The 8,154-nt window shown below is 64.4% G+C and carries 10 protein-coding genes; 8 read left to right on the top strand and 2 right to left on the bottom strand.

Annotated elements, in window-relative coordinates:
* From AC1DN0_RS39320 to AC1DN0_RS39305, 4 genes are all read left to right on the top strand, one after another.
* A partial coding sequence (locus tag AC1DN0_RS39320) for a dihydrolipoyllysine-residue acetyltransferase (RefSeq protein ID WP_441636275.1) occupies positions 1 to 956 on the top strand: 956 nt, incomplete at its 5' end.
* A 92-nt stretch (positions 957 to 1,048) separates the two neighbouring features.
* Positions 1,049 to 1,666 (top strand): Ntn hydrolase family protein, encoded by a 618-nt coding sequence (locus AC1DN0_RS39315; protein ID WP_035860037.1) that lies wholly within the window; start codon positions 1,049 to 1,051, stop codon positions 1,664 to 1,666.
* 28 nt (positions 1,667 to 1,694) lie between these two features.
* Entirely contained in the window at positions 1,695 to 3,473 is a 1,779-nt protein-coding gene (gene lpdA, locus AC1DN0_RS39310) for a dihydrolipoyl dehydrogenase (RefSeq protein ID WP_441636277.1), read from the top strand.
* A 184-nt stretch (positions 3,474 to 3,657) separates the two neighbouring features.
* Positions 3,658 to 3,906, top strand: coding sequence for a hypothetical protein (locus AC1DN0_RS39305; protein ID WP_477111167.1), 249 nt, complete (start codon positions 3,658 to 3,660; stop codon positions 3,904 to 3,906).
* Here AC1DN0_RS39305 and phaP1 read toward each other — a convergent pair whose 3' ends face one another.
* On the bottom strand, positions 3,907 to 4,488 hold the full coding sequence (gene phaP1 / locus AC1DN0_RS39300) for a TIGR01841 family phasin PhaP1 (RefSeq protein WP_035860043.1): 582 nt from the start codon (positions 4,486 to 4,488) through the stop codon (positions 3,907 to 3,909).
* Between the two features lie 70 nt (positions 4,489 to 4,558).
* Complete coding sequence (locus tag AC1DN0_RS39295) at positions 4,559 to 4,834, bottom strand: hypothetical protein (protein ID WP_477103937.1); 276 nt, start codon at positions 4,832 to 4,834, stop codon at positions 4,559 to 4,561.
* A gap of 116 nt (positions 4,835 to 4,950) precedes the next feature.
* On the opposite strand from AC1DN0_RS39295, the gene AC1DN0_RS39290 reads away from it, so the two are divergent.
* Genes AC1DN0_RS39290 through AC1DN0_RS39275 form a run of 4 tightly spaced genes read left to right on the top strand, consistent with a single transcriptional unit; the run spans position 4,951 to position 8,026 of the window.
* Positions 4,951 to 5,910, top strand: coding sequence for a histone deacetylase family protein (locus tag AC1DN0_RS39290; RefSeq protein ID WP_477146517.1), 960 nt, complete (start codon positions 4,951 to 4,953; stop codon positions 5,908 to 5,910).
* Positions 5,907 to 6,812, top strand: coding sequence for a DMT family transporter (locus tag AC1DN0_RS39285; RefSeq protein ID WP_441636285.1), 906 nt, complete (start codon positions 5,907 to 5,909; stop codon positions 6,810 to 6,812). Before AC1DN0_RS39290 ends, AC1DN0_RS39285 begins: the two co-directional genes overlap by 4 nt.
* Positions 6,813 to 6,833: 21 nt before the next feature.
* Complete coding sequence (locus AC1DN0_RS39280; protein ID WP_477111168.1) at positions 6,834 to 7,286, top strand: acyl-CoA thioesterase; 453 nt, start codon at positions 6,834 to 6,836, stop codon at positions 7,284 to 7,286.
* Positions 7,287 to 7,324: 38 nt separating this feature from the next.
* Positions 7,325 to 8,026, top strand: a complete 702-nt coding sequence (locus tag AC1DN0_RS39275; protein ID WP_441636289.1) for a nitroreductase — start codon at positions 7,325 to 7,327, stop codon at positions 8,024 to 8,026.
* Positions 8,027 to 8,154 lie beyond the last annotated feature (128 nt).

Genomic DNA, 8,154 nt, shown 5'->3' with positions numbered 1-8,154 from the left:
CCGCCGCGCCGGTCGCCGGCGTGACCGGCGCCGCCGCCCACGCCAGCCCCTCGGTGCGCAAGTTCGCGCGCGAGCTTGGCGTGGACGTTTCGCGCGTGCCGGGCACCGGACCCAAGGGCCGCATCACCCAGGACGACGTGCAGGGTTACGTCAAGGGCGTGATGACCGGGCTGACCGCGGCTCCGGCACAAGCCGCTGCCGCGCCGGCCGGTGGCGGTGGCGAGCTGAACCTGCTGCCGTGGCCGAAGGTGGATTTCACCCGCTTCGGCGACGTGGAAAGCAAGCCGCTGTCGCGCATCAAGAAGCTCTCCGGTGCGAACCTGCATCGAAACTGGGTGATGATTCCGCACGTCACCAATCACGACGAAGCCGATATCACCGACCTCGAAGCCTTCCGCGTGCAGCTCAACAAGGAATACGAGAAGCAGGGCGTCAAGGTCACCATGCTGGCCTTCATGATCAAGGCTGCCGTGGCGGCGCTGAAGAAATTCCCCAATTTCAACGCCTCGCTCGACGGCGACAGCCTGGTGCTGAAGAAGTACTTCAACATCGGTTTTGCCGCTGACACGCCGAATGGCCTGGTGGTGCCGGTCATCAAGAACGCCGACAAGAAGGGCGTGATCGAGATCGGCCAGGAAATGAACGAGCTGGCCAAGCTGGCACGCGACGGCAAGTTGAAACCGGACCAGATGCAAGGCGGCTGCTTCTCGATCTCCTCGCTGGGCGGGATCGGCGGCACGTATTTCACGCCGATCATCAACGCGCCTGAAGTGGCCATCATGGGCGTTTGCAAGTCGTACCAGAAGCCGGTGTGGGATGGTAAGCAATTCGTGCCGCGCCTGACGCTGCCGCTGTCGCTGTCGTGGGATCACCGCGTCATCGACGGTGCGGAGGCGGCCCGCTTCAATACCTACTTCGGGCAACTGCTGGCCGATTTCCGCCGCATCCTGCTGTAAGGCGGGCAGGGTGCGCCTGGCCCTCGCGGCCGTGCGCGCCCTCTGCCAGACGTCTGCAACCTGCCGTCCGAAAACAGGAAGGAAGCGAGTCCATGACTACCTGCGTTGTCGTCAAGAAGGCCGGTGAGGTGGCAATTGCCGCCGACGCACTGGTGACGTTTGGCGACACCCGGCTCACGCGTGCCTACGAGCGCAACCAGAAGGTGTTTCCCGTGGGGGACAGCTTTGTGGCGCTCGCGGGCACCACCGCCCATTTTCCGGTCATGCGCAGCCTGCTGGCCGGGCTGGGCGAGGATTGCCGCCTGGGCTCGCGCGACGACGTCTTCCGGACTTTTCTCAAGGTGCATGAAAAACTCAAGAACGAGTATTTCATCAACACCAAGGAAGATGAGGACGATCCCTACGAGTCCTCGCAGATCGTGTGCCTCATCGCCAATCCGGCGGGCATATTCGGTGTCTATTCGTACCGCGAAGTCTTTTCGTTCGACCGTTTCTGGGGCATTGGCTCGGGGCGCAACTACGCGCTGGGCGCCATGCACGCGGTCTACGACCAGCCGGGCCTGAACGCCGGGGAGATTGCGCGGATCGGCGTGGATGCAGGCGTGGAGTTCGACAAGAGTTCGGCAGGTCCGGTCGAAGTGCAGGTGGTACGGCTCGGTGACACGGCCGGCGACGGCGCAATCAATAACGATGGCGCGGCCCGTATCTGAAGCGGGGCGCGCTCTTGAGGAGCAAAACATGAGTGTGATCGAAGTCCAGGTGCCGGATATCGGCGATTTCGACGCGGTGGAAGTGATCGAAGTGCTGGTCAAGGCTGGGGATACGGTCGAGCAGGAGCAGTCGCTGATCGTACTCGAGTCGGACAAGGCCAGCATGGACGTGCCTTCGTCCGCGGCCGGCAAGGTGGTCGAAGTGCGTGTCAAGGTGGGCGACAAGGTCGCCAAGGGCGCGGTGATCTGCACGCTGGAAAGCGAAGCCGCCGCCAAGCCGGCAGCCGCGCCGGCACCGGCCCCTGCGGCCGCTCCCGCGCCGGTCGCTGCTCCGGCTGCCGCACCCGTGGCGGCCTCGCATTCGGGCAGCGCGGACATCACTTGCGACATGCTGGTGCTCGGCGCCGGCCCCGGTGGCTATTCGGCTGCCTTCCGCAGCGCCGACCTCGGCATGAATACCGTGCTGGTCGAGCGCTATGGCACGCTCGGCGGCGTCTGCCTGAACGTCGGCTGCATCCCGTCCAAGGCACTGCTGCACAACGCCGCCGTGATCGACGAAGCCAAGGCGCTGGCGGCGCACGGCATCCTGTTCGGCGAAGCCAAGATCGACCTCGACGGCCTGCGCCACTACAAGGAAACCGTCGTCGGCAAGCTGACCGGCGGCCTGTCCGGCATGGCCAAGGCACGCAAGGTGCAGGTCGTGCGCGGCATTGGCACTTTCCTGGATCCGCATCACCTCGAGGTGCAGGAAACCGAAGGCGACGCCAAGCAGACCACCGGCAAGAAGACCGTGATTCGCTTTGAGAAGGCCGTCATCGCGGCCGGCAGCCAGGCGGTCAAGTTGCCGTTCATCCCCGAAGATCCGCGCATCGTCGACTCCACCGGCGCGCTTGAGCTGCCCGAGGTGCCGAACAAGATGCTGGTGATCGGCGGCGGCATCATCGGGCTGGAAATGGCCACGGTGTACAGCACGCTGGGCGCCAATATCGATGTTGTCGAAATGCTCGATGGGCTGATGCAGGGTGCCGACCGCGACCTGGTCAAGGTCTGGGACAAGATGAACAAGACGCGCTTCGACAAGGTCATGCTCAAGACCAGGACGGTCGGCGTGGAAGCGAAGCCGGACGGTATCTACGTCAGGTTCGAAGGCGAGCAGGCCCCGGCCGAGCCGCAACGCTACGACCTGGTGCTGGTGTCTGTGGGCCGCGTGCCCAACGGCAAGCGCATCGGCGCCGAGAAGGCGGGCGTGGCGGTGACGGACCGCGGCTTTATCGACGTCGACAAGCAGATGCGCACCAATGTGCCGCACATCTTCGCCATCGGCGACATCGTCGGCCAGCCCATGCTGGCTCACAAGGCGGTGCATGAGGCGCACGTCGCGGCCGAGGCAGCGCACGGCGAGAAGGCGTACTTCGACGTCAAGCAGATCCCGTCGGTGGCCTACACCGATCCGGAAGTGGCCTGGGCCGGCGTGACGGAAGACCAGTGCAAGGCGCAGGGCATCAAGTACAGCAAGAGCGTGTTCCCGTGGGCCGCTTCGGGCCGCGCCATTGCCAACGGCCGCGACGAGGGCTTTACCAAGCTGATCTTCGACGAGGAAACCCACCGCATCATCGGCGGCGGCATCGTCGGCATGCATGCCGGCGACCTGATCAGCGAAGTCTGCCTGGCCGTCGAGATGGGCGCCGATGCTGTGGATATCGGCAAGACGATCCACCCGCACCCGACGCTGGGCGAGTCCATCGGCATGGCTGCCGAGATCTACGAAGGCGTCTGCACCGACGTGCCGCCGCCGCGCAAGCGTTAAGCGGCCAGCATCAGCCACGCATCGAGGCCCGCCGCACGGCGGGCCTTTTTATTGTCCGATTCGCAATTAACCGCCAAGATTTTCCTGGCGCCCACTTGTGGCTTCGCCAGCCAAACCCCGCTTGCAGCAGAGGAGGACCGTGGCGGGCCGTGGGTCGGCAAAGCCGGCTTGACGCGAAAGATGGATGCCGCATCGCGCCGAGCCTGAAATCGGCACAGCCGGTCCGCGCCGCAGGCAAAAAAAATCCCGGCACATAGCCGGGAATGAATCGATATTGGAATACAAGGAAACCAGATACCGAGGAGACATCGTCAGAGGGCAGGGCGGCTTGGTTGCCGTCCGTGCTGCCTTCGTTGGCAAAATGCGCTGGCCGTGCCAGGCGCGCTTTGCCAACGAACCGGCCGAAGCCGGTCCGTTGTCCTGCCTGCGCTAGTTAGGCGGCGGCGGGGGCGGCCTTCTTGGTCGCGGTGCGAGCCGTTGCGCTGGCTTGCTGGGCGGCCTTGGTGGCGGCGCTGGCGGCTGCCTGGAAGTTGCTTTCGGCGATTTCAACAGCTTGCTTGGTGGCCTTCTGGACCGACTCGTAAGCGTTGTTGGCGGCGCTGATCGCGGACTTCACGATGGCAACGGTCGACTCGGAGCCGGCCGGGGCGTTCTTGGCGAGGTTCTCGACCAGGGCTTGCACCTTCTTCGAGTTTTCGGCCAGTTGGGATTCGGCAACCTTGGTGAATTCCGACTGGGTTTCCGAGGCGATTTCGTACAGGTGGCGGCTATAGGCCAGGGCCTTTTCGGCAACCGGCTGGATCAGCGAGGACTGGATGGCCAGGAATTCCTGGGCGTCCTTCGCGGACAGGGCCTTCTTGGCGTTGTCCACGTTTTCAGCGAACGTGGCCTTGACCACTTGCAGGTTCAGTTCGACCAGCTTCTCAACGCCTTCGAAGGCTTTGGTGGTCAGGCCAAACAGGGTTTCGAGATTGGCTTTTTGCGCTGCGGCGACTTGTTCCGGGGTGAAGCTCATGCTGGTCTCCAATAATGAAGTTCAATGTCAGACAAAATTAGGCCGCCCAGATGTCAAAGCCATGACGACGTCACTGCTTTTCGTCAGCCAGCCCCAGGCGTTTGGGGGTTGCCGGCGCTTCCGCTTGCTCTGCAAAACCGATGGTGCGCCGCAACAATTCCAATTGTAGGGAAAAGAAAAACGGTGTCAAGAATTTCTTGTGCAATGCACAAATAAGTCCGGCCGAAGTCGCCGGAAGTCGACCTGATGCCACATATCGCGCCGCCAGAGTTGCGGATTTACGCCAGCTCGGGCGCGGGAAGGGCGGTCCTGGTCGCGTACCTTCGCGCCGGCTCAGTGCTACCATCGCGGTCTGCCCGAATCGGTGCTGCCCAAGCGTGTGCAACGCAGCGGCCGATGCGCCACGGCCCTGTTGCCGGGGCAGCGGCCTGCCGGCCGGATGTCCGCCCCCAGTTAATCCCCATGCTCGCCTTCTACGCCGACCACTTTGTCCTGCCCCTGCCCGAGGGCCATCGCTTCCCGATGCGCAAGTACAGCATGTTGAGGGCGACGGTTGAGCGGGAAGTGGCGGGCCTGACGCTGGCCGAGGCCCCACGTGCCGGAGACGATGCCTTGCTGCTGGCGCATACCCCAGAATATGTGGCCAGCGTCTCCCGGGGCGCACTGGACCCTGCGCGCCAGCGCGAGATCGGGTTTCCRTGGTCCGAGGCCATGGTCGAGCGATCGCGGCGCTCGGCCGGCGCCACCATCGAAGCATGCCGCACCGCGCTGCGCGAGGGCATTTCGGTGAACCTGGCGGGCGGGACGCATCATGCTTATSCGGACAAGGGCGGCGGTTTCTGCGTTTTCAACGATGCGGCGATCGCGGCACGCCAGCTGCGCCGCGACGGCCGGGTGGAGCGCGTGGCGGTGGTGGACCTCGATGTGCATCAGGGTAACGGCACCGCGGCCATCCTGCGCGACGACCCTTTCGTGTTCACGCTGTCCCTGCACGGCGAAAAGAACTATCCCTTTCGCAAGGAAGCCAGCGACCTCGACGTGGGCCTGCCCGATGGCTGCGACGACGAAGTTTACGCCGCGGCGTTGCAGGAGGCGCTCGAAGCCCTGTTCGCGCGTTTCTCTCCGGACCTGATCATCTACCTGGCAGGCGCCGATCCCCATGAGGGCGATCGGCTGGGCCGCCTGAAGCTCACGCTCGCCGGCCTGGCCAGGCGCGATCGTCTGGTGTTTGATGCAGCCCTGGCGCGGGGGCTGCCGATCGCCGTGGCGATGGCTGGCGGCTACGGCAACCAGATCGAGGACACCGTGGCGGTGCATGCGCAGACCATCGCGCTTGCCGCTCAATATCACGAACGTTATGCCCGGCGCATGAAATTGGACACGCTCACGGCTGCCAGCCCGATCGCGGTGACACGGCAATGAGCGCAACCAGCCAAGTCCGCGCAACGCGCGGCACCCTTTGGATGGCCGCCATGCCGTGGCTGTTCGTGGTGATCTGGAGTACCGGCTTTATCGTGGCCAAGTACGGCATGCCGCATGCCGAGCCGATGACCTTCCTGTTCCTGCGCTTTGTCGGCGTGCTGGTGCTGATGCTGCCCTTCGTGGTGGTGGCGCGCGTGCCCTTGCCGCAGAGCGCGGGCGCCGTCGACTGGCGCAGGGTGGGGCATATCGCCGTGGCGGGACTGTTCCTGCAGGCGGGCTATCTCGGCGGCGTTTGGGCAGCGGTCAAACTCGGCATGCCGGCGGGCGTTTCCGCCCTGATCGTCGGCATGCAGCCGATCCTGACCGCGCTGGCGGCTTCGCGCATGGGCGAGACCATCGGACGGCGCCAGTGGCTGGGGCTGGCGCTGGGCATCGTGGGCGTGGGTCTGGTGGTGGCCAACAAGCTGTCGGCCAGCGGGCTGTCCGCGCCGAGCCTGCTGCTTGCCGTGGGTGCCTTGTTCTCGATCACCTTCGGTACGCTGTACCAGAAGCGCTATTGCCCGATGTTCGACCTGCGCATGGGTTCCGTGATCCAGTTCGCGGCGGCGGCGCTGGCCTGCCTGCCCTTCATGTTTCTTGCCGAGACCCGCCACGTCGAGTGGAACGCCGAGATGTTCGGCGCGCTGGCCTGGTCGGTGGTGGCGCTGTCAATCGGCGCGATTTCGCTGCTGTTCCTGTTGATCCGGGAGGGCGCGGCCACCAAGGTGTCCAGCCTGATGTATCTCACGCCGCCGACCACCGCCGTCATGGCGTGGCTGCTGTTCGGCGAGAGTTTTCCGCCGCTGGCGGCACTTGGCATGGCCCTTGCCGCAGGCGGCGTGGCCCTTGTGATTCGCCGCTGATCTTCCTCTTGCGTGCTTCCGATGAAACCGACTGCCGATACCCGTAGTGCCTACCGTCATTTCCAGCCGATCACCACGCGCTGGATGGACAACGACGTCTATGGCCACGTCAACAACGTCATCTACTACAGTTATTTCGATACCGTTGTGAACACCTACCTGATCCGGCAGGGCGTGCTCGATATCGAGGCTGGCGACACCATCGGGCTGGTGATCGAAACGCAATGCAGCTACTTCGCCGCGCTTAGCTTTCCCGACACCGTGGTGGCCGGGCTGCGCGTGGCGCGGCTGGGCAACTCTAGCGTGCGCTACGAAGTGGGCCTGTTCCGCAATGACGACGACGTCGCTGCGGCGCAAGGTCATTTCGTCCATGTCTATGTCGATCGCGCCACGCGGCGGCCGGTACCGCTGCCGCCTGCGCTGCGCAACGCCTTGCAGGCGCTGGTGTGCGAATCCGCGGACGCCGGCGCCTGATCGGGGCAGGGTACAGACGCATGAAGGAGTTGACAGTCATGGATTCGCAGCGCAAGCGGGACACCGGCCTGGTAGACCAGGCCATCATCACACGCCGCTCGGTGCGTGCTTTTCTTGATACGCCGGTGCCGCACGATGTGGTCAACGAGATCCTGGCGGTGGCCAGCCGGGCGCCTTCCGGCACCAACGCCCAGCCGTGGCGGGTCTATGTGCTGAGCGGTGATGCCAAGCTGAAATTGTCCGCCGACGTGTTGACCGCCTACGACGATCCGCAGCGCGACAGCAAGTACCGGGAAGAGTATCCCTACTATCCGCGCGAGTGGGTGGCGCCATATATCGACCGCCGGCGCAAGGTGGGCTGGGACCTGTACAGCCTGCTGCAGATCAGCCGCGAGGACAAGGCGCGCATGCATGCGCAGCACTCCCGCAATTTCACCTTCTTCGGTGCGCCGGTGGGCATGATCTTCACCATCGACCGCATCCTGGAGCAGGGTAGCTGGCTGGATTACGGCATGTTTCTGCAGAGCATCATGGTGGCAGCCCGGGCGCGTGGGCTGGATACCTGCCCGCAGGCGGCTTTCACCCAGTTCCACGCGGTCATTGCCAATCACTTGCGCCTGCCGGAGGACGAGATGGTGGTCTGTGGCATGGCCCTGGGGTATGCCGATCCCGCGGCCATAGAGAATACCCTTAGTACGGAGCGTGAACCTGTAAGCGGGTTCGCACGTTTCTTGTCATAAGTCTCGTTGGCCGCGAGCTATATTTTATGCATGAGCCGGCTGTCGTCCGGTTGGCTCGGAGGGCTCCGATGAGCGGGCAGGAAGGGCGATCCGCTGTGGAATTACCACAGTCCACGTCGGTCTTACTG

It is taken from the genome of Cupriavidus sp. 05N39, assembly GCF_056397325.1.
Note: the sequence above shows the minus strand (reverse complement) of the source record. Positions and strands in the feature narration are given on the sequence as shown.